The following is a 21359-nucleotide window of genomic DNA, read 5'->3' as shown; positions in this document are numbered from 1 at the left end:
CTGGGCTACGCCCCTCTCGCTCCTTGAGGAAGGGGACTTCTTTTCGGAAAGTTGTTAAATTGGGTAAAGTTTGTATATATATGGAGTCGTATCACTATAATCTCTTCTCTCTTTCCTAAATATATAGTGATATATTGGCGATTTAAAAGAGAAATCCTTCTTTATCCCGCATTAACGGGCAGTAATACTCCCGCCTCAAAATACAGCACAAGCAAAGAAGTTAGGCGGGAGATAAACTGCCCGTAAAAGCCCGATTGGTTCAACTAATAATCAGTGGGGGATAAAGACCCCCCACTGATTAAAGTTTCACTTTATTTTATGAGTTTACAATCGTTCTAACAATTGCATTCACTTGTGTTTCAGCTTCGCTAAGCCGCTTTTTCACATCTTCTAACGTTTGTTTTTGGTTTGCGACATTCACTTTTCTTTCTCTAATCATCCGTTGCATTTGTTCGCGGCTCGGTCCTCCATATACGTTTCTCTTTGCAACAAAAGAATGAGGTGAAATCATTTCTTTCCACTCATCTTCTGCTAGTACAACATGCAGTTCTTTTTGTAAATACACATTAATATCAGCAAAGTTTAGTTCATGCAAATCCTTTTTCTGTTCTTCTGAAAATTTTGCTATATAACTAGCTGCTTGATGAGCACGGCGAAATGGAACATCATACTTCCGAGTTAATGAATCAGCTAATTCAGTTATCGTAATTGCATGCCTATTGGCGCGACTTTGTAAAATCCCCTTTTCAACTGTCATTGTACGTACGACCGCATTCATTACAGAAACAACTCGAATAGCTTTCTCAAACCCTTCATATAAATGAGGCTGTAAATCATCTTCTGTATCGACTATATCTCCAAACGGGGTATTATGAATCATTTGAAAAACTGTAAACGCTTCTCCCCAAATACTACTCGCGAGAGATCTAGCATGTTCAATAGATACTGGATTTCGTTTTTGCGGCATAATACTACTAATTTGCACATAAGGATCTGCAACTGTAATGCCGCTATATTCTTTCGTAGCCAATAATAAAAAGTCTTGGAGCCATCTACTTGTATTTGTCATCATTATCATAAGTGCGCTACTTGTTTCTAATAAATAATCAGTACTTGCAATTGCATCATATGAATTTTCAATTACCTTCGAAAAGCCAAGAAGATCCGCAACGCGCTTTCGGTTAATTGGAAAACTCGTTGTAGCAAGCGCCGCTGCCCCTAAAGGAGATTGATTTACAGCACGATACGCGCTCCATAAACGCTCCGTATCACGCCCCATCATATCATAGATGGCAAGTAAATAATGTCCAAACGTTGTTGGCTGTGCTGGCTGTGTATGCGTATATGCTGGCATAATCGTTTCCATATGCTCATCGGCCTGCTCTAGAATACCATCTTGCAGTAACATAAAATGTTCGATGTATCGGAGTAAATAACGTCGTAAGCTCATCCGATACATCGCCACTCCCATGTCATTTCGACTTCTCCCAATATGCATATTGCTAATACAATCACTGTCTGCTTCTTCTTGAATCAGATGCTCAACTAAAAAAAAGAGGTCTTCATGCTCTTTACTATATACAAGCTTGTCTAATGGGATCGCTTTTACTTTTTCTACTGCCATTACAATTTTTTTAGCATCTTGTTTTTTTAACAAACCTTCTCCTTCCAACATAATGACATGTGCATGATGTATACGAAACATGTCATTTAACAAATAATTTCTCTGAAAATAGAATATGTTTTGCAGTATACAATCTGCATATGTCTTACCAGGAAAGACTACTCCTTCCCGTTGCAAAAGCTTCTCTCTCCCCTCCTGCATTTCAAATAGCTCCCCTCGTCTATTGATTATTAATCATCATACCCAGCTACTTAAAATAATGTGTTTATCCAAAGAAAAAAAACCGATGCATACACATCGGTTTTACTTAATAATAGTTGCTTTATATTTGTCGCTTTGTAATATCTGAAAATGCAAATTAAGTAAATGTTTACGTAATTCAGCACTGTCGTCTTCATTTACATCATTTGCCAAAAAGACAATTTCTGTACAGTTCCCCTGTTTATCTGTAGCATATACAGCTTTAGATAATGCCCATGGTGTATAGCCGTTTTTTTGACCAGCATGTCGAAAAACTTGGCGATACTTTTTCCCTTGCATATCTGATTCTACAAGTTGTGCCCATTCTTTCTCTTCTTCTTTTGTAAGATTCCTCTTATGATTTGCTTTCTCTAATAAAATCATATAGTCATTCGCAGAAGCGGCCGGAAATCTATCTGACCATATTTTTTCATACTTTTCTCCTAAGAAAAGTGGAATTTCATTTTCCAACTGCGAGCCTTTTTTCTTTAAACGCTCATGCATTAACATCGCATATTTACGATATTCTTCTTGCGACATATTTTTCAACTTACTTTCTAGTTGCTGTTTCGGAACATGCAATTCCTTGTGTAAATATCCCGGAATATACAAAGATGCAACGATTGGAAATAACGGCTGATGTGATGGCAATCCTAGTTTATTTATATTTGCATTAATATTGTCAATACCAAGACGATCCATTAAATACTCTGTATTTGCATTTGAGCTAAATTTCATCATTCCTCTTGCAATTTCTTCTAGCGTAACAGCATTTTCCTCTATAAGACCTTTTTTCATTAAAACTTTCTGCCATCTTTCATGGGCACCGCCGTCTGTCTTTGGTATATAATAATGATTTACATCAGCCAATGATACAAGCTCATTTGGATCAATTTTTCCTTCTCCAACTTGTTTTGTAAATTCTAATGCTACAATAAGCTTCATCGTACTCGCTACAGGTAATACAACATTAGAATTTACAGAATACACCAATTTATCATTTCGTTTTACTAACAATGCGCTGTTTTTTTGCTCTTTATTTTCTTCTACAAATGACGCAACATACTGTGCATCATCATAATTTGAACTCCATACTTTTTTTGTTAAAAAATTACCCGAGATAATAAATGCGAATAAACCAATTATCCCCACACACAATCCAATTGTTCTCAAATGGAATTCCTCTCCTAAATTTTCTCTTTTAATCTATTATATAATTCATATTCAAAACAATAGAGGCAATCTGTAGATTGCCTCTATTGTAACTTGTAAACTTGCTCATTGTCTATGTCATTATCCGAATAAAATCTTCAAGAAATTTCTTATAGTGTAACTTCCAGCCGATTCTCACCCAATTTTTCATCGCCTCTGCACTTGGCTTCGGTCTAAAATCAGCAATACTTTCCCCTTTTGCAAGACCATCTACGTCAACTTGAACACGACGATATACATATTCCATCAAAGAAGGATTCGCAACAGCCATCATTGTGACAACATCATGAATCGGACTTCCTCCTATTTTAGGATTTAATTTTTTATAAGCAGCGTAATAATAATTAAAAATGGGTTCAATCAATTCATTAAAATTTGTTTTTGTCTTCTTTGCGATATATATAACAGTATTAGGCGTAATGATTGCTTCATTCGTTACATTTAGCGGGATTAACGTAACATGTTCAGCATATTGCATTACTAAATTTGAAGCAATCGCATCTCCGTGAAAATTTGCTTCTGCAACAGGAGTAACATTGCCTGGGACAAGAAACCCTCCCCCCATTATGTAATACTCTTTTACACTTTTCATCAGTTCTTTTTCTAAAATAAAAGCCGTTGCTAAACTTGTTGAGCGCCCTGCATCAACGATAATTAGCTCCCCTTTGTATCTTTTAATAATCTCAAATATTTCACAAAACGGCCTCACATTCGCTTTAACCGTTTCAGGTGGCCGAATAGGACCTAATCCTTCTTTCCCATGTATTTCTGGATAATATGTTATAAATTCTCCTGATAAAGGAATCTTTGCTCCATTAATAATTGGAATATCTTCTCTTCCAGCTATTTGTAATAAATATGCTGCATTATTTGTGGCTTGTTCTTGTGTAACGTTTCCATATCCTGTCACAATGCCAACAATATCAATATCAGGATGTAATAAACCGTAAATGATTGCCAATGAATCATCAATACCTGGATCTCCAAGAAACAGTACTTTTTTCAAGGCATTCAACTCCATCCTATCAATTGCTATTACTATATGAACAAAGAAAAGTATGCAGAAGTAAATTATAAGCATTTTTAATTTCATACATAAAACATTATAAATAAAAGGTAATCCGCCAAAGACGCTTTGGGAACAATCATTTTGTAGAGTACTACGATAAAGTGAAACTTTATTTCATGTCGAATCGCCGATATATTGCAAAGAACGGTCGAAAACGAAAAAAAGACTGGCTTCAAAAGGCATTTATGTGCCTTTCTAGACAGCCTCTAAGACCGTTGAAAAAACTTCAGTTGCTTCATGTAATCAATAGCCTTCGTTTTATTCTTTTGTTCAGAAACATATATTGCTTCGTTTTTAACTCTAAAATAGTTATTAAAGCTTTCCACTGAGAAAACGCCTTCAGAAATCGCTTTTTTAACTGCACAGCCAGGCTCTGTTGTATGAGTGCAATTAGAAAACTTACATTTCATGGATAACTCTAATATATCTTCAAATCCATCATCTAAGTTTTCTACAGAATCTATTATTTCAAATACCTTTTTATTCAACTTCATTTTCCAACCCCCACCACTTTTTAATATTTCATAATCATCATTTTATTCTATCATATTGCATACAATTGCAAAACATCCATTTACCTTATATAAACCCATTCAATTAAAGCACGCATTAGTTGAAAAAGCTTTGTTTGTCAATCCTAATACGTTCCTTTAATATTTTATACATCATAGACTACCTTTCTAAACACTGAATATGCACTAAATAATATAAAAAGAAGAGGCACTATGCCCTCATATTTGACATAGTAGCCTCTTCTTTCTATAGTACGTTTCATAATATTCTCTTTTTATCAAATTTGTTGCAACTTACGTGAAAACAACATGCTTCCTATAATATATGCAATAAGTGCTAAACAGACCGGAAATACGACCGTGTGAATACCAAAAGGATTAGGGAGAAGCAAATGAAATCCCATATAAGAACCTACTCCAACAATAATAGAAGCAAGTGCCCCGGCAGCATTTCCTTTTTTCCAATACAATCCAAGTACAAGTGGCCAAATAAATGCTGCTTCTAAACCACCAAAGGAAAATAAATTTAACCAAATTAAAAAATCAGGCGGTTTAATCGCTGCAGCATAAACAAGTAGGCCAACAATTGCTGTAATCCAGAGTGTTCCACGTTTTACTGTTTGATCCGCAGCATTTTCGTTTATATAATTTACATAAATATCTTTAATAATGGAAGAACTCACAAGTAACAATAATGAGTTCACTGTCGACATAATAGCTGCCATTGGAGCTGCTAAGAAAATACCAGCGAGCCATGGCGGCAATACTTTCATCGCAAGCAACGGCATTACTTTATCCGGTACATCCACTCCTGGCAAAACGACACGAGCGAATACACCTGTTAAATGCATGCCAATCATAATTGTACCAACAACAACAGTACCGATAATTAAAGCTTGATGCATCGCTTTTGAATTTTTATAAGACATAGCACGCACACTAATTTGCGGCAAGCCAACTACTCCAACACCAATTAAAATCCAAAATGATGACACATACACTTTTGTTAAACTACCATCTGCTCCAAATGGCGTTAAAAGATTTGGATTAATTTGTACAAGCTCTTGCATGATATTTGAAATACCACCGCCTGCAACAATTGTACCAATTAAAATAATTGTCGTACCAACTAACATAATAAGACCGAGTATTGTATCTGAAAGCGCAACAGCACGAAAACCACCCATTAAAACATAGACAAGTACAAAAAACGTAAATAGAAATAAGGACGTTGTATATGACATACCTGTTAATGACTCAATTAATCTTCCGCCGCCAACCCACTGCGCAACAGTTGCTGAAAACAAAAAAATAATAATACATAGTGCTGATAAAATAACAACAACTTTATTATTATATCTTCCTTTCAAGTAATCAATTAACGTAATAGCTTCCATTTTCCTTGCAATAATCGCAAATTTCTTTCCAAGTACAATTAAAACAATATAACCCGTTACAACTTGAATAGACGCCAATAATACCCAACCAAGACCCATATTGTAGGCAATGCCAGGTCCACCGATAAAGCTACTTGCACTTCCGTAAGTGGCAATCATCGTCATTGCTAATAATAATCCGCCTAGTTCGCGGCCACCAAGAAAATACTCTTGCAAAAATTTGTTATGCGCAGTTGCTTGCACACGTCTCGATGCATATACACCAATTAAAAATACAACGATAAAAGATAACATCATTGGAATAATTACATACCAGTTCATTTTCATTCCTCACTCTTTTCTTCCTCATCAAACGAAACATCTTGAAATACGAAACGAACAACAAAGATAATAAGTAAAACCATTACAACAAATCCTACTATACAACTATAAAAGAACCAGGCTGGAAATCCTAATACATATGTATACTCTTTTGGATTACCGCTACCTAATCCATATGCAAATCCGTACCATAACAGAAAGTTGATAACAGCAAGTCCAATTCCAATCCAAGCTTCACGATGTGCAATACGAAAACGTGGATCATCATGATGTCGATTCATTTCTTTCCCCTCCTTCCACGGTGTATTATTATAACATTCTTTGTATAGTTTTTCCTACAAAAAAACAAAATGAACACCTTTTCCGAAAAACATTTTACTTACTTTTGGTTTATCACCAAAAGACAGGGTGACATACAAGATGTTCACTCCACTCCGAGTGGACGCTTTCCGCGGGAGTCGCCACTCTCCGTTCCGTTTTTCAATAAATCACCTCCATGTTACGGGGATGAACCTCACATCAAAAATTTTACATATTTTTAACAATTTCAACGTAAATAAAGATTGAAATTTCTGATTTTTTAAGTTACGATTGAAATTAGATGTCATTCACCTAGTTTATCTGACACCTCCTCTTTTATTTGGAATAAACGTAGTATTTTGCTGCGTTTACATTATATATTTTTAAGGGGGTTATACAATGAGTCAACTAGCTGTGAACCTTCATGAAAAAGTAGAGAATTTTTTGCAAGGAACAAAAAAGTTATATGTAAATGGAGCTTTTATCGAAAGCGCTTCAGGGAAAACATTTAAAACACCAAATCCAGCAACTGGAGATACGTTAGCGATTGTATACGAAGGTGGCCGTGAAGATATTCATAAAGCCGTCTTAGCAGCACGCCTCGCATTTGATGAAGGTCCATGGTCACGTATGAGCGGTGCTGATCGCAGCCGTCTCATGTACAAGCTTGCCGATTTAATGGAAAAACATAAAGACGAGCTTGCACAGCTTGAAACTTTAGATAATGGAAAACCGATTCAAGAAACAACAACTGCAGATATTCCTCTTGCAATTGAACATATGCGTTATTATGCTGGCTGGGCAACAAAATTAGTTGGTCAAACGATCCCTGTTTCAGGAGATTACTTCAATTATACACGCCATGAACCAGTGGGTGTCGTTGGTCAAATTATCCCTTGGAACTTCCCTCTTTTAATGGCGATGTGGAAACTAGGTGCAGCACTAGCTACTGGATGTACTGTTGTACTAAAACCAGCCGAACAAACTCCCCTTTCCGCACTCTATTTAGCTGAACTAATTGAAGAAGCTGGATTTCCAAAAGGTGTAATTAACATTGTACCTGGATACGGAGAAACAGCTGGTCAAGCTCTTGTCAGTCACCCTCTCGTCGATAAAATTGCATTCACAGGCTCAACTGATGTTGGAAAACACATTATGAAAGAAGCATCTCAATCTTTAAAACGTGTAACATTAGAACTTGGTGGTAAATCGCCAAATATTATTTTACCTGATGCTGATTTGTCTCGCGCAATCCCAGCTGCACTTTCGGGCGTTATGTTTAATCAAGGGCAAGTATGTTGCGCTGGATCTCGCCTATTTATTCCAAAGAAAATGTATGATAATGTTGTCGCAGATCTTGCTTTGTATTCCAAAAGTTTAGTACAGGGTGCTGGATTAGATCCGCAAACAACAATTGGTCCCCTTGTATCAGAAGAACAACAAAACCGAGTGATGAGCTATATCGAAAAAGGAAAAAATGAAGGCGCAGAAGTATTAGTTGGCGGAACGAAACCTTTCGAAAATGGTTATTACATTTCTCCAACAATTTTCGCAGCTGTACAAGATGAAATGACGATTGCAAAAGAAGAAATTTTCGGCCCTGTCGTTGCTGCAATGCCATTTGATGACATTGACGAAGTGATTGAACGTGCTAATAAATCAGCATATGGATTAGCAGCTGGGTTGTGGACAGAAAACATGAAAAATGCGCATTATGTCGCAAATAAATTGCGAGCTGGAACGGTATGGGTAAACTGTTATAACGTCTTTGATGCAGCATCTCCGTTTGGAGGTTATAAACAATCAGGTCTAGGACGCGAAATGGGTTCTTATGCGTTAAATAACTATACAGAAGTAAAAAGCGTTTGGATTAACTTAAACTAGAAGAAAGGTCTTGCCAATTGGCAAGACCTTCTTCATTTAATAAGATTGGTGAGCGGCTTCTACAAACCGCTCACCAATCTTTATACTTGCAATCCCCCGCTTACATTTAACACTTCTCCAGTAATATAGGAAGCAAAGTCTGACGCTAGAAAGGCAGCTGCATGTGCAATGTCATGCGGCGTTCCAATTCGCCCTGCTGGAATTGCGGCAATCATCTTTTCTTTTACTTTGTCCGGTATAGCTTTCGTCATATCGGTATCCATGAATCCCGGACAAATTGCATTACATGTAACACCAAATCCAGCTGCTTCTTTTGATGCTGTTTTTGTTAATCCAATTACACCCGCTTTCGCAGCAGCGTAGTTTGCTTGGCCAATATTTCCCTGCCAACTAATCGAAGAAATATTAATAATGCGTCCATATTCTTGTTTACGCATATGTAAAAGCGCTGGTTGCATACAATTAAATACCCCTGTTACATTTACTTGCAGCACTTGTTCCCATGCTGTTTTTTCCATTTTATGCAGCATTGCATCTCGTGTAATCCCTGCATTATTTACTAAAATATGTAACTCACCGTATGTTTGAATGGCATACTCAATTAATGATTTTGCATCTGTATGACTGCTTACATCACAAACATACGCCCTTACATCATATCCTTCCTGTAACAATTCAGATGTTGCACTATTTAGACCTTCTTGATTCATATCACTTAGTAATACTTTTGCTCCTAAAGTGCAAAATACACGTGCAATTTCTTTTCCAATTCCTTGCGCCGCACCAGTGACAACAGCTGTCTTCCCCTCTAAAAAGTTCATTCTTCTCCCCTACTTTCCAATATATTTTCTATATATTTCGTCTTTTGTATTTCATTTTCCTTTTTGTATAAAAAAGTCTATTTGTGTCACACTATAATTGCAACTTAGCAAAACACAAGGAGATTGTGTGAAATGAAAAATAAGAATGTACAGCAAAACAAAGTATCTGACGGTATTGATGTTGCATTTTCTCGAGAACTTGCTGATCAAGATGACTTAGAAGCACAAGCGCGTGCAGATGCTGCAGATGCGCGTCAAAAAGGTCACTCAAACAAAAAATAAACCGAGAATATGTCTCGGTTTATTTTTTGTATTTTTTCACATAATGTGCAAAGGTCAGTAAAGGAAATAAACGATGATAACTATGATAACGAATATAAAACTCTCCGGGAAGTCCTACTCCAGTCGGATATTCAATATTATGAAAGGCGTTTTCTAACAAATAATTGATTCCGTTTTGAATAGATGGTGTTTCCATATCACATACAGCAATTAGCGCATCTAGAGCCCATGCAGTTTGAGAAGGTGTACTAAAAGACGTTGAAATAAATCGTTTCTCCTTACTACTTTTGCACGATTCCCCCCAGCCTCCATCACGATGTTGAATCATCTCTAACCACCGTACTGCTTTTTCTATTGCTGGATGATTATTTGGTAAACCATTTGCCCGCAGACCTGTTACAGCAGCCCATGTACCATATATGTAACAAACTCCCCATTTTCCATACCAAGAACCATTTTGTTCTTGATTACGTAAAAGCCACTGCATTGCACGGTGTAAATCATAACTGTTTATTTCATCCGGTGCATACGTTCCAAAAAATTCAAGTACCCTTCCTGTTAAATCTGCTGTAGACGGATCGAGAATCATATCTTCTGCGCTATCGAGAGGAATATGCATAAACATATGCTTATCAACATTCTTCTCAAATGCTCCCCAACCCCCATCTTTATTTTGCATTCCAAGAATCCAATGTATCCCTTCATTCCAAGCTCGTTTCACTTTCTTATCTTTCTTTGTGATAGAAGTAAGTGAACGCAGCGCTGCTATTGTATCATCACAATCTGGTACAATCGTATTCGTATCAGTAAACCCCCATCCGCCAGGAGGTAAAGAAGGTGCATGAACATGCCAATCTCCGTAAGAGGTATGCTGCTTCCTTAATAAATAACGATTTGCTCGTTCAATCATCGCATCCTCTTCTGACACATTTGCTTCTTGCAAAGCGTAACTTAAAAGAGCAGTATCCCACACGGTTGAAGGTGAGTTTTGTAAATGGGCACCATTTTTTGTATTCCATATGTACGACTGTATCCCTAATACAGCTTTCTCGATAATAGGAGAATGTATAGAATGACCGAGAGCAAGGAGGGCATAAATCATATAAAAAGTAGCGCTCGCATAAGTGTAAAGTGTTCCATTTCCTTCTATACGTTCTAACATAAAACGTTCCGCTGCTTTATACCCTTTTTGATGAAGTGTATACGGATACGAAATTAGCTTTTTTCCTTCAGATAAAATGGTTTGCCAAACTGACGAACGCTGAGAATGAAACCAATTTGATTTATTTGCACCCACTATATGATTCAAATCAGGAACGTCAATTTCTCCTACTACAAATTTCTTATTCATACAAATAATCGTAGGCACGAAATGAATGCGAGCAGTATTACTCACCTCATACATACTGAACGGGGAATGATCCGGTAGAAAGAAAAAAGGCATAGGGAAGTGAAACAATGGAGGATAATTGTATTGTCCATGCAATGCTAACATCAACTTCGTCATAAAGTGAGCATTTGTAATTCCACCTTGTTCGCGAATAAATTGTTCTGCACGGCGCATAATTCTGTCTTCTTTCTTATATTCTCTAGAAGCTAACAATGCAACATAAGCTTGAATGGTAGCAGAAAGATTCCCATTTGGCTCATCTTCATACAACTTCCACATTCCTTCATTTGCTTGCAAAGAAGTAAGCCTTGCTACAAATGGTTCGATTTCTTTTTCTTTTCTTAACAAACGTAACAAGAAAATCATCGCGCAATCCGTAAGCGGGGCTCCTTCAAAACAAAAGCGCCATGTTCCATCTCTTTGCTGCATCGTACGTAACGCTGTAACCTGGCGCTCCATTTCGTATTTTACTTTGTCATACAATTGCATAGATATCCCCCCTTCTTCACTGAATCCATATACGATATTCAAAAACATACGTAAATATGCGCAAAACAAAAAGCAAAGTAAGGTTCATTCCTTACTTTGCTTATGAACAATAACAAATCGCAACAACAATTCCTAAAAGCGCCCCGATAACGACTTGGTATGGCGTATGTCCGACAAGTTCATTCAATTTTTTATAATCCGTTTGTCTTCCATGGAAAAAATCATTTAAAATTTTTGCTTGTTTACTAACAGCAAGTCTCACTCCAGATGCATCATACATGACAATAATCGCAAAAATCGTTGCAATCGCAAATAGAGAGCTCGACATTCCTTCTTCAATTCCGATTGCCATTGCTAATGCTGTGACGGTGGAAGAATGAGAACTCGGCATTCCGCCAGATGCAAAAAACTTCGCAAAATCAAATTCTCTGTTTTTTACTAAGTTGATGATCACTTTTGTAAATTGCGCTAAAAACCATGCAATCACTGCAGACATTAATGGGTTGTTATGTAAAATTGTTTCCATAATTCGCACCTCACCGCTTATAATGGAATATCCTTACTTTCATTATAAAGAAAACGGCATACATAATACTATGCCGTTTTACGAAACTTTTGCAGATTTATTTTTTATAAATTTCGGCTGCTTATTTAACATAAATTTCGTTTTTGCTATCGAAAAGACAAATAACGCAATCCATATAAAGAAAAATGCGATCATGTGTGCATTGGTAAAATGTTCATGAAAGACGAAAATTCCTAATACAAGGCTAATTGTCGGTGCAATATATTGCAAAAATCCGACCATTGATAACGAAATAAGCTTTGTACCTTTTGCAAAATATAAAAGCGGCAGTGCAGTAACAATACCAGCCCCTGCTAGAAGTAATGTCGATGTAATCGATACTGTCCCAAATGAACTAATCCCCTTTGCACCAAGCATTCCTAAATATACAAGAGCTATCGGTGTTACAATCATCGTTTCCATTGTCAGCCCAATCATTGAATCATAATCTAATAATTTCTTTGATAAACCGTATAATCCAAACGTACATGCTAACGAAATTGCAATCCACGGAATCGATCCATAACGAATTGTCAAAATTGCAACTCCAAATGCAGCTAAACCTACAGCAATGTATTGCCAAAAATTAAGTTTTTCTTTTAACACAAGCGTGCCAAGTAAAATACTAACAAGCGGATTAATATAATAACCTAAACTCGCTTCGATGACGTGGTTATGATTGACTGCCCATATGTACACAAACCAGTTCCCGCTAATTAATATAGACGCTATCGTTAATGACATGAATAATTTAGGCCGTTTAAAAAGTTGTACAAACTCGTTCTTAAATTGACCAAAACGTTTAGAAATGAATAAAATGAATAACATAAAAACGAATGCCCAAACGATGCGATGCGCTAAAATTTCTTCTGCAGGAACGTCGTCAATCAATTTCCAATAAAGCGGCAGGATTCCCCACATCATATATGCACTTGCCGCATATATGATCCCTTTTTTTTGCGCTTCCATTTGACTCCCCTCTTTTCTTTTTTCTTCATTATAAAGTGTCCTTCTATTTGATTACAATTTTCCGCTACATAACTTTTTCATCTAAACCTTTTATAATATCCAAAAGACATATACTCCTAAAGCAGCAAGTAATGGAATACCAAACACAAACTTATTTTTATGCGTCTTGTGATGAAACATATACATGCCAATCCAAGCTCCAACACCTCCCCCTGCTGCTGCAATTAAAAATAACGTACTCTCTGGTGTACGCCACTGTTTCTTCTTTGCTTTCCTTTTATCTAGTCCCATCATTATAAAAGCAAGAATATTAATGAAAACAAAATAACTCCATTTCACCATTTTATGAAAACCTCTTTCATACATTTTTTCAATCCATTATTTATCCCGCACTATTGAGCAGTAACTCCCCACTGATGGGAGTTTTAATTTATTATACACTCATTTTATTTTTTAGTTTTATAAATATGGAACAATGATTTTATCTAATCAAACAAAAATTATTGACTACGATAATCATTTTGTGATAACATATAATATTTTACTTATTATCTTATATATGATAGACTTAGATAGGTTACCATATATGGAGGTGGATTATTTGTTTCAAATTGGCGATAAAATTGTTTATCCAATGCACGGAGCAGGTGTGATTGAAGCAATAGAAGAAAAAGAAATCCTAGGAGAAAAACAAAAATATTATGTAATAAGAATACCAATTAGTAATATGGAAGTAATGATTCCGATGAAAAAAATGATACAAGCACGTATACGATTAATTGCCGATATGCTTACATTAGAAAATGTATTACTTATTTTTCAGTACGGCGAATCAGATCATTCACTCTCATGGAAGCAAAGATATACCCAAAACATGGAGAAAATGAAGACGGGTGAAATACAAGAAGGTGCTGAAGTAGTTCGCGATTTAATACGTAGGAATAAAGTAAGAGCACTTAATACAAGTGAAAAACAAATGTTAGACAACGCACAAAAAATTTTAATTAGTGAATTGAGTTTAATTAAAGGAATTACTGAAAACCAGGCAATTGATTTGTTAAATACGAAAGTCGGCTAGGTAAAGAAATCCGGTTTGAATTTGATTTTAAATTATATAAGATACCTAAAACGACAAAATAGCCTAACATCTATTTTGTTTTTTTTGCTTTATGTACCTCAATATGGTATGATTACAAATACGGTTTGATTATAGGAACATTATCCTCTAAGAAAAAATTCTTTTTCCTCTAAATGAATTATTCTCACCACTTTTTATTCCCATACTTCTAAGTATACGATGAGGTTCATTTATCCAAGCGTTGTTTTTGGATATCCCGATTCATACTGGCACGGTCATCGGAGCCGTAAGGACGAAAGAGAGGTAGGGCTTTCGTTGTTTTGAGGTTTCAAAAACGATAATGAATATTTACTGTTCTTATCTTCCATTTTAACGTAAAAACGAGAACAGATTTAAATACATGTTTATATTTGCTCGGTTCATATAAATAGTAAACACATCTTTAGGAATTTTTTAAAAGTTTTTTATATGAAAACAATCAGGACAGTAAAATGGTTTAATAGTGAAAAAGGATTTGAATGTATGAAGTACCAAATGATAGTAATGTTACAGTAAATTGCATTCAAACAAGTTAACAGAGGTCAAAACCTAAGAATGTTGTAAAACTATAAGAAAACGAGAAGAACATGCAACAGTTTGCTGCATGTTCTTTATTATTCTTCTACAGTTTCATTTTCATCTTTACTACTACCATCACCAATAGATTGCGTATCTTTATTCTCCATACAAACCATTGCGTGATAAATTTCTGCATACAATCCAAATACTTGGTACACACTTCCAAGAAACGGCACGAGAATCCCTCTTTTCAAAGTAATACATTCCAAGATTAAGGATTCCCAATCTTTTCTTAATCATTCGTGATTCTATCTTCCTCTTCTATTTGGATATTAAGAAGGTGTAACCATTTCTTATATGGTGCGCTGTTTGAATCGACAAATTCTTTTGCGTATGAGCGATTCCATAGTTGCTTTACAAATAAAGCTGCTTCTTTTTTGGCCATTGATTCTGCACCAGCTCCGTAATAAGCTTTAAAATACTGTTCAATTTCATCAACGAGTAATCGTAATAACTCATCAGAAGTTTCCCCTAAAGTTGGATCATATTTCGCTTCCTTATCATACATCAATATAATGTCTAAAATATTATGAACTTGTTCTTTCCGAAGCCATTTTATATCTTGGGCACCTAATACAAATGAATGTGTATATAAATGCCCTCCATTTTGCAATGCTTTTTCCTGTTCTTCTTCAAAACGAGAAATGATATTTTCATAAATAAATGGATTATGAAGTAGCGCACGGTGCAATTTATACCCTTCATTCGATACATTTTTTCCCATCGATTGAATAAGAGAACTTCGGCCCACTCCGTTATATTGGTAAACGAACTGACCATCCACAGCAGCAAGGCTAATCCAGCGATATATATATGCATATAGTAAAGCGCGATTACATTTCTCATAATCTAACTTCGTTTGCGTTGCATTTAAATCTGGCATAAAGGCTGGCAAATGCCAATATTTATCGAGATGCGGCGTTAAATTTGATTTACGAATGTTTAATTTATTTACGCGGCGATAATACGCCTGAAAGTAATCTCCCTTCTCGTTTGCATTACCATTTCCAAGATGCCCGGACGAAAACTTTGGAAAATCTGGCAGCGATAACCCGTAATGTGCACGATAACATACAATTTCATACGGTGAAAAATCTGTATCAACGGTTTCTTTTTCTTGAAACATCTCTTGAAGCGCTTCTTCATTTAACTCTTTCTGAACAAGTGGATGAATACCCCAATATTGCAATTCCCTGTGATGAGAAACTTTCGGTATAAATGGACTTGCAAGGTGTAATAAATCTTCTATTTTTTCACTGACATACTCTGTTATATCACGTCTTTGAATAGCAGCTTCTTTTCGAAGTGCTTCAATAATATTTAATTCTAGTTTATCTCTGTACCGTTCTTGCAGTTCTTTTTCACAATACGTTAAAATATGTTTTCGATAAAAATCTTCTACTTTTTGCGATTGCCCTTCCTCCGCCCCTACTTCCCGACAATATTCTCGATATAAACTCATATAAATTTCAGTAGATATCTCTTTTGGCAGCACACCATTGTTTACATGGTGATGAATGTCTTTCCATATTTCTTCCTGCATTCGTTCATCTGCTAATACGTAAACATTTGTTGGATTGGTTTTCCCCTCAAATTCCTTACTACGCTTTTGAATGTCTAATAATAAGTTTTCACGAGTTTCTTGTAAATTATCAAAGAAACGTTCCCAATATTGAATCATTTTATCTACAGCTTGATATAATGATTGATACACAAGTTCTAGCAACATTTCTTTTCGGTACTCATTTAACTTGTGTACATATTGGGTGGCGATATCTTGGAATTCTTTACGGAATAAGCGCTGCTCATTATGGAATATCTTTCCAATCCACCCTTGTTGCTGTGCGAGTTCAACACGCCTGACGGCTGTTACCGTTCCTTCAATATTACCCACATTAAACTTCTTATCATAATTTTGAATGAGATTACGCTTTTGCTCATTATTTTCGTGTAAACGATTCATTTTCTCAGTTAACAATTTACGAATTTCATATAACATATACCTTGCAGCTACAGGATGAACAGGATCTGTTTTCTTCAAAAACCACGTATTTAATTGATAGGACTGTCCTTCTGAACCACTTGGCGTAAAACGATCTGCTTCAATTATGTCATAAACTAATGTTGTGACATGCTCATGTACACGGCTTGGAATTGCATACGCATATAACCGCACCGCATGATCAACTCGCGCTACTTCCCCTTTCATTTGCTCCGTAATTTTCAACTTTGCAGCCGAAATTTTACACTCTCGCTGCAACCGGTTTAACTCTTCATCTTTTTGCACTGTACGCTGCACATAACTTTCTACCGAATCAAGAAACAATTTTGCCTTTGATATACCAATTTTTCCACCTTCTGCTCCTTCACGTGCTTCATAATACATTTGTTTATAAAATACATGCGCTTGTTCTGGACGAGTCGCTAAATGTTCTAAATCCTCTAGGAAACTTTTCCCCCGCTCTAGTTTTTCACGTTGCATACCGCGGCGAACATCTTGCTCATACCGACTTTTCTTCTCTAAAAAGAGTCGATCTAAATGAAGCCACGATTCCTCTAGCCCTTGCACAGCCCATTTCAAAGCACAATAACGAAGAACATTTTCATATGGATAAATAAGTTTCGCGACTCCTGCTCCGCAATAACGGGCTCTACCATTTGAATCAGCAAGTTGCTGAATTTGATTATCTTCCTGCGCGAAATGACTTGTTGACATTGGACTAAATAGTTGTAAATAAATCGTATTTGTCATTTGTTCCATATAGTCAGACAAACTATTTAAATGATGCCCATGTAAATTTTCATAATCATATAAAAAGCAATAATTAAATGGTAAGTGATGTTGCATAATTGTATGATTTGTACGACCATCTTCATCGACTTGATCAGGCCTATATTCTAACTCAATTGTAACACCTCCGCGCCGTGATAATTCTCCAGTAGATCCTAATGTAATAGCGTGTAATTCTTTTAATGATGCGTAACCGTTTGCCTGCACTGCTTCAAATTCTTTCCCGCTTATTGTGCGCGTCTTTACGAGAGCGTCAGGAAGCAAGAAAGCGCCGCGAATTAAAATGTTGTGATGTTGCAACTTTTTCCGAAGCATTTCTCGTAAATAAAGGGCAATTTGCAAAAACATCCCTGAACCTGTACCACCAGCTAATGATGTAATAATAATAACCCGTATACCGTACTCTGTTTTATCACTAGTGACCGGAAAAATTTTCTCGATTTCCTGCCAAAACGCTGTTAATTTATCTTCCTTCATTGCTGCGCGAAGTGCTAAGCGGGAAATAACCCGAAGCTGGCCTGCGCCTTCTGTTAACGGTTTATCTAGTATCGTTGGATCAATCGGAAACCAGTCTGGAATTGTTGGATCTTCTGCAATATATTCGCGCGGTGTTTTACTCGAACTCGTTTGCGTCACAAATTTACGAATATGTTGAAAGTGACTTAACGTATTAATATCTGTATCAAAGACGTGCATCGCTACTTTTTTGCGCCGTTCTAGTGGAAGCTTTCGGTAAATATCATGCGTAATCGTGCTGCCAATTCCTCCAAGTCCAATTAATATTGTCGGCACTTGAAAATCCATGTGAATCACCTTCCTATTTATCCCGCTATTCGTGAGCAGCAAGACCCCAAGAGACCAAAGAAGATAGGTGGAGATAACTGCCCATAAAAGCCCGATTGGTGAGAGCTTTCCATGAGTGGGATGAAGAATCCGCCACTCATGGAAGTTTCACTTTATTCACATTCATACTTATATAACTCTTTTCCATACCCACGATCAATGACAACCATTTCGTTCGGATATAACGTTTTATGCTCACGCCCTGCTTCTTCGTCTGTTATAAACATACCATCAATTACCATACCTTGTACTTGAGAATCTTTCGTCACAAATATAGATTTTGAAGCTTTCTTTGCTACAAATGTAACGGACTGTACCGTTTTTCGTTCTGCTCGAAATGGAATGCCAAAATAATGATTCCACCATTTGGTTCGCAACGGTTCTGGTTCAGATTTATATAACCAATCTTCTGCAATTGATTGGTCCCATTCATAATATATAAGCGCCTTTCTATGAAAACGCGGACGAACTACCCATCCAATTATAAGAATTACAACGATAAGTAAGATGATACTAAACGGTAGAACGAACTGAAAAATAATTGCATAACGCTCGAAAAAAGGGACATCACGAATAGAAAACGAAAATTGTTTGCTTACTTTTTGTAATTGTGAATCTTGTAATGTGATGGTAGCCTCAACGGTGCCAGTTTCTGTGAAATTAAATGTGTTGGAGTAATAAGGACGAGGATAGACGTACAGTTGATTTTTATGTTGCTTTATCTCATAGTTGATAGATTTATGAAATGTAACAGTAGCTGTTTTCATTAATTCCTTTACTTCCGCTTCTGACATCGCTTTATCATTTAATAGCGGCTGTATGATGAATGGTGCGCTATGTTTTAAATTCGTTACTTTTTCCGTATAATTTGTTGTTATAACTTGTAATGATAGTTTTGGTATTGAAACAGATTGAATATAAAATTCTTTTGTTTGGCGATAAAATCCTTTTATATTCAAGTGCACATTTCCACGTATCGATTCTTTTTCTACCTTTGTTTCATAGTAAAAGGCTTTCTTTTCACCATTCCACTTCATCTCGTACATTTGGCCGTTTATTTCTATTTGTGCGGTAAAATATGAAGGATCTACTGGAACATTGCTTGGTTTTGCTTCTATAATTGCTGTTTGCCCTTCATAAAATTGTTCTGTTGTTTTTTTCTGTTCTTTTTCATAGGCGGAAATCGTATAATCTAGTGCTGGTTCGACAAGCACTTTCATATTTTCCTTTGAAACTACTTGATCAATATCTACTATATATGCACCAGGTTCTATTACAGCATTATTTTTAGACATAATGTGTGTAATACCACCATATAATCCCATTCCTGCCGGTGCTTGAATCGAAAATTTTGATTGTAAATGGAGTGGTCCTTTTATATTTTGAATACGATACGGTACGTTCTGAGAAAATTGATTAACGAGCGTAATTCGTTTTAATGGAAATGGTGTTGAGATTTCAATTTTATTTCCTACAATATTTGTTTTCACGGCTTCCTCTACTGATGAAAATGGATCACGATTTGCGATGAATGCAGCCGCTTGGTTCACACTGTGAATAACACCATCTTCTCCGCTTGTTGGTAGTACGACTCCATTTATTTGTTGTTTCCAAATTTCTTTAAAGATGTTCATTTGTATTTGCTCTTGCGCTCCTAAATTCTCTTCCATCGTAATTAATACCGCATGTAAAGAAACTTTTTTTGCTTCCATTTCTTTTTTAAACTTACTTAACGTTTCTGAAATTCGTTTTTTCTCACCTTCATCTTGCTTTTCTAACTCATTAAAAGCACCATCAGTTAGAATAATAAACCAGAATTCACGATTGGCATTCACCTGTGCTTCCCTCTTAATCGCTTGAATTGCGGTTTCTACCGATTGAAAAGGTGTATTCGCTTGCTCATTCCATGTTTGAATTTTCTCAATCTCACCCTGTCGCTTACTATTCTCCAAAGAAACTGATTTCTCCCCTGCTGGATGACTCATTGGTACATAAGAAAACGTATCCTTTTCATCTAACATGGCAATCAAGCTTTGCAGTGCATAATTAGCGTATTTCCACCGATCGTTATTACGCATACTTCCAGAATCATCATACACAAGTGAAACGACACGCTGCCTCCCCTCTTCTCCTTTCGCTAAACTAGAAAAAGGGGCCATACAAATAAGTAGTAGAAACAGAATAGATGTGGCTATAATTCGAGTATACATGTTGAAGCTTCGCCACCTTTGTAGACAAATTCCTATGTTTAAACTTATGAAAAGAAATACAAGATATGACTTGTATTTCGAAAAACGAATAGAAATATAATATTATTATGTAAACTATATTTTAAAAATACTGCATATAATCTTTTTATTCTCTTCTAAATTCCATCATAATTTTCTTTCTCATCCTATATTTCTACCACTTCGCATTGACGTACACTTCAAGTTCCTATGCTATATACAATATGTTACTTTCCAATTTAATTTTATATTCGTTTCTATATATTAATGAAAAAACTGACATTTATGCTTTGGAGTTTATATGTAATAGTAATAACTAAAGATCTGCTCTATAATTCAATTTAATTTACATAACTAAATTACTTTAAACTTTATCGCATTTCCGAAAGAAGCACCATCTACATAACGCTGAACAGCAGCTAATTTTTCTGATTCAGAGAATTTATGCATATAAAAAGCACCTCCAATTGTTTTCCCAAAGCCATTTATAACATATGAACTAGCAAATACTTTTTCTTGAAATAAATTTCCATCGTGCGGTAAAATCGCTGTAACACCAGTACGAATATGCATATCTTCTTTCAAAGTAACGTGACCAACTAAAACACCTGTCACATCAGTAATTGCATTCCATTTACCAACATTATATTTTCCAATTTTCATTCCGAGCTCACTCAGTCGTACCCGTTTCATCCTCTCACCTTTTTCTCGATTTTCTTTCTTTTC

18 protein-coding genes are annotated in these 21359 nt (G+C 36.0%); 3 read left to right on the top strand and 15 right to left on the bottom strand.

The features are described from left to right. Positions 1-316 precede the first annotated feature (316 nt). The 6 genes from argH to BM211_RS12915 form a co-directional block, all read right to left on the bottom strand. Positions 317-1825 (bottom strand): argininosuccinate lyase, encoded by a 1509-nt coding sequence (gene argH, locus BM211_RS12940; RefSeq protein ID WP_035430817.1) that lies wholly within the window; start codon positions 1823-1825, stop codon positions 317-319. A gap of 102 nt (positions 1826-1927) precedes the next feature. Continuing rightward, complete coding sequence (locus BM211_RS12935; RefSeq protein WP_035430819.1) at positions 1928-3037, bottom strand: serine hydrolase; 1110 nt, start codon at positions 3035-3037, stop codon at positions 1928-1930. A gap of 112 nt (positions 3038-3149) precedes the next feature. Beyond that, a complete protein-coding gene (locus BM211_RS12930; RefSeq protein WP_035430821.1) occupies positions 3150-4097 on the bottom strand; it encodes a nucleoside hydrolase in 948 nt (315 codons plus the stop codon). A 254-nt stretch (positions 4098-4351) separates the two neighbouring features. After that, positions 4352-4639, bottom strand: a complete 288-nt coding sequence (locus BM211_RS12925; RefSeq protein WP_090997850.1) for a ribosome small subunit-dependent GTPase A — start codon at positions 4637-4639, stop codon at positions 4352-4354. A gap of 296 nt (positions 4640-4935) precedes the next feature. Next, on the bottom strand, positions 4936-6375 hold the full coding sequence (gene panF / locus BM211_RS12920; protein ID WP_035431046.1) for a sodium/pantothenate symporter: 1440 nt from the start codon (positions 6373-6375) through the stop codon (positions 4936-4938). Between the two features lie 2 nt (positions 6376-6377). Continuing rightward, positions 6378-6656 carry a YhdT family protein gene (locus tag BM211_RS12915; protein ID WP_035430825.1) on the bottom strand — a complete coding sequence of 93 codons (279 nt, stop codon included), beginning with the start codon at positions 6654-6656 and terminating at the stop codon, positions 6378-6380. Positions 6657-7074: 418 nt separating this feature from the next. Between BM211_RS12915 and BM211_RS12910 the strand changes: the two genes are divergently transcribed. Beyond that, positions 7075-8559 carry an aldehyde dehydrogenase family protein gene (locus BM211_RS12910; protein ID WP_035430826.1) on the top strand — a complete coding sequence of 495 codons (1485 nt, stop codon included), beginning with the start codon at positions 7075-7077 and terminating at the stop codon, positions 8557-8559. A gap of 80 nt (positions 8560-8639) precedes the next feature. On the opposite strand, the gene fabG is transcribed toward BM211_RS12910, so the two are convergent. Further along, positions 8640-9380: a 3-oxoacyl-ACP reductase FabG gene (fabG, locus tag BM211_RS12905; protein ID WP_035430827.1), complete on the bottom strand. Its 741-nt coding sequence runs from the start codon at positions 9378-9380 to the stop codon at positions 8640-8642. A gap of 132 nt (positions 9381-9512) precedes the next feature. Here fabG and BM211_RS12900 point away from each other — a divergent pair, with 132 nt between their 5' ends. Then, the gene (locus BM211_RS12900; RefSeq protein WP_035430828.1) at positions 9513-9662 is read left to right on the top strand and encodes a YfhD family protein; all 150 of its coding nucleotides are present in this window, start codon (positions 9513-9515) and stop codon (positions 9660-9662) included. A gap of 19 nt (positions 9663-9681) precedes the next feature. Here BM211_RS12900 and shc read toward each other — a convergent pair whose 3' ends face one another. From shc to BM211_RS12880, 4 genes are all read right to left on the bottom strand, one after another. After that, on the bottom strand, positions 9682-11541 hold the full coding sequence (gene shc / locus BM211_RS12895; RefSeq protein WP_035430829.1) for a squalene--hopene cyclase: 1860 nt from the start codon (positions 11539-11541) through the stop codon (positions 9682-9684). A gap of 100 nt (positions 11542-11641) precedes the next feature. Continuing rightward, positions 11642-12067 carry a divergent PAP2 family protein gene (locus BM211_RS12890; RefSeq protein WP_035430830.1) on the bottom strand — a complete coding sequence of 142 codons (426 nt, stop codon included), beginning with the start codon at positions 12065-12067 and terminating at the stop codon, positions 11642-11644. 78 nt (positions 12068-12145) lie between these two features. Further along, the gene (gene rarD / locus BM211_RS12885) at positions 12146-13075 is read right to left on the bottom strand and encodes an EamA family transporter RarD (RefSeq protein WP_090997847.1); all 930 of its coding nucleotides are present in this window, start codon (positions 13073-13075) and stop codon (positions 12146-12148) included. 90 nt (positions 13076-13165) lie between these two features. Further along, complete coding sequence (locus BM211_RS12880) at positions 13166-13414, bottom strand: DUF1294 domain-containing protein (protein ID WP_035431063.1); 249 nt, start codon at positions 13412-13414, stop codon at positions 13166-13168. A gap of 247 nt (positions 13415-13661) precedes the next feature. On the opposite strand from BM211_RS12880, the gene BM211_RS12875 reads away from it, so the two are divergent. After that, positions 13662-14153: a CarD family transcriptional regulator gene (locus BM211_RS12875; protein WP_081904803.1), complete on the top strand. Its 492-nt coding sequence runs from the start codon at positions 13662-13664 to the stop codon at positions 14151-14153. Between the two features lie 653 nt (positions 14154-14806). On the opposite strand, the gene BM211_RS12870 is transcribed toward BM211_RS12875, so the two are convergent. The 4 genes from BM211_RS12870 to BM211_RS12855 form a co-directional block, all read right to left on the bottom strand. Further along, positions 14807-14947, bottom strand: a complete 141-nt coding sequence (locus BM211_RS12870) for a hypothetical protein (protein WP_035430926.1) — start codon at positions 14945-14947, stop codon at positions 14807-14809. 56 nt (positions 14948-15003) lie between these two features. After that, positions 15004-18366, bottom strand: coding sequence for a tubulin-like doman-containing protein (locus BM211_RS12865; RefSeq protein ID WP_035430929.1), 3363 nt, complete (start codon positions 18364-18366; stop codon positions 15004-15006). Positions 18367-18518: 152 nt separating this feature from the next. Continuing rightward, complete coding sequence (locus tag BM211_RS12860) at positions 18519-20615, bottom strand: vWA domain-containing protein (protein WP_035430932.1); 2097 nt, start codon at positions 20613-20615, stop codon at positions 18519-18521. A 372-nt stretch (positions 20616-20987) separates the two neighbouring features. Continuing rightward, positions 20988-21326, bottom strand: coding sequence for a P1 family peptidase (locus tag BM211_RS12855; RefSeq protein ID WP_035430934.1), 339 nt, complete (start codon positions 21324-21326; stop codon positions 20988-20990). Between the last annotated feature and the right edge of the window lie 33 nt (positions 21327-21359).

The sequence above is a fragment of the Bacillus sp. 491mf genome (assembly GCF_900112415.1).
Taxonomy (GTDB): Bacteria; Bacillota; Bacilli; order Bacillales; family Bacillaceae_G; genus Bacillus_A.
Note: the sequence above shows the minus strand (reverse complement) of the source record. Positions and strands in the feature narration are given on the sequence as shown.

Bases quoted from the DNA above. Each gene is read 5' to 3' on its own strand.
- argH (WP_035430817.1), bottom strand. From the start codon at position 1,825: ATGCAGGAGGGGAGAGAGAAGCTTTTGCAACGGGAAGGAGTAGTCTTT.
- BM211_RS12930 (WP_035430821.1), bottom strand. From the start codon at position 4,097: ATGGAGTTGAATGCCTTGAAAAAAGTACTGTTTCTTGGAGATCCAGGT.
- BM211_RS12925 (WP_090997850.1), bottom strand. From the start codon at position 4,639: ATGAAGTTGAATAAAAAGGTATTTGAAATAATAGATTCTGTAGAAAAC.
- panF (WP_035431046.1), bottom strand. From the start codon at position 6,375: ATGAACTGGTATGTAATTATTCCAATGATGTTATCTTTTATCGTTGTA.
- BM211_RS12915 (WP_035430825.1), bottom strand. From the start codon at position 6,656: ATGAATCGACATCATGATGATCCACGTTTTCGTATTGCACATCGTGAA.
- BM211_RS12910 (WP_035430826.1), top strand. From the start codon at position 7,075: ATGAGTCAACTAGCTGTGAACCTTCATGAAAAAGTAGAGAATTTTTTG.
- fabG (WP_035430827.1), bottom strand. From the start codon at position 9,380: ATGAACTTTTTAGAGGGGAAGACAGCTGTTGTCACTGGTGCGGCGCAA.
- BM211_RS12900 (WP_035430828.1), top strand. From the start codon at position 9,513: ATGAAAAATAAGAATGTACAGCAAAACAAAGTATCTGACGGTATTGAT.
- shc (WP_035430829.1), bottom strand. From the start codon at position 11,541: ATGCAATTGTATGACAAAGTAAAATACGAAATGGAGCGCCAGGTTACA.
- BM211_RS12890 (WP_035430830.1), bottom strand. From the start codon at position 12,067: ATGGAAACAATTTTACATAACAACCCATTAATGTCTGCAGTGATTGCA.
- rarD (WP_090997847.1), bottom strand. From the start codon at position 13,075: ATGGAAGCGCAAAAAAAAGGGATCATATATGCGGCAAGTGCATATATG.
- BM211_RS12875 (WP_081904803.1), top strand. From the start codon at position 13,662: ATGGAGGTGGATTATTTGTTTCAAATTGGCGATAAAATTGTTTATCCA.
- BM211_RS12865 (WP_035430929.1), bottom strand. From the start codon at position 18,366: ATGGATTTTCAAGTGCCGACAATATTAATTGGACTTGGAGGAATTGGC.
- BM211_RS12860 (WP_035430932.1), bottom strand. From the start codon at position 20,615: ATGTATACTCGAATTATAGCCACATCTATTCTGTTTCTACTACTTATT.
- BM211_RS12855 (WP_035430934.1), bottom strand. From the start codon at position 21,326: ATGAAACGGGTACGACTGAGTGAGCTCGGAATGAAAATTGGAAAATAT.